The 407-nt window shown below is 69.3% G+C and carries 1 protein-coding gene; it reads left to right on the forward strand.

The window, feature by feature from the left end; genetic code table 11:
* Positions 1 to 407: SUMF1/EgtB/PvdO family nonheme iron enzyme (locus tag FFK22_RS42325; protein WP_143957057.1), on the forward strand; the 407-nt coding region annotated here is incomplete at both ends.

Consider the following 407-nt stretch of genomic DNA (forward strand, 5'->3'; position numbering starts at 1 on the left):
CCTTCACGCCGCCGGCGCGTCCGGTCGACCTGCGCAACTGTTCGCAGTGGTGGGACTTCCGCAGCGGCGCGGATTGGCGCCACCCTTATGGACCCGACAGCGACATCGATGGGCTCGACGACCACCCGGTGGTGCATGTGGCCTACCAGGATGTCGTCGTCTATGCAGCCTGGGCCGGCAAGGACCTCCCCACCGAGGCCGAATGGGAGTTCGCGGCCCGCGGCGGCCTGGATGGCGCGGAGTTCGCCTGGGGCGACGCGTTCACGCCCGGCGGCCGCCACATGGCGAACACCTGGCAGGGCGCGTTTCCCCACGAGAACCTGGAGGCCGATGGCTATCCCCGGACATCGCCGGTTGAGGCGTTCCCCGCGAACGGCTACGGCCTGCACGACATGATCGGCAATGTC

Origin of the sequence: Mycobacterium sp. KBS0706 (assembly GCF_005938675.2) — a bacterium.
Lineage (GTDB): Bacteria > Pseudomonadota > Alphaproteobacteria > DSM-16000 > Inquilinaceae > Inquilinus.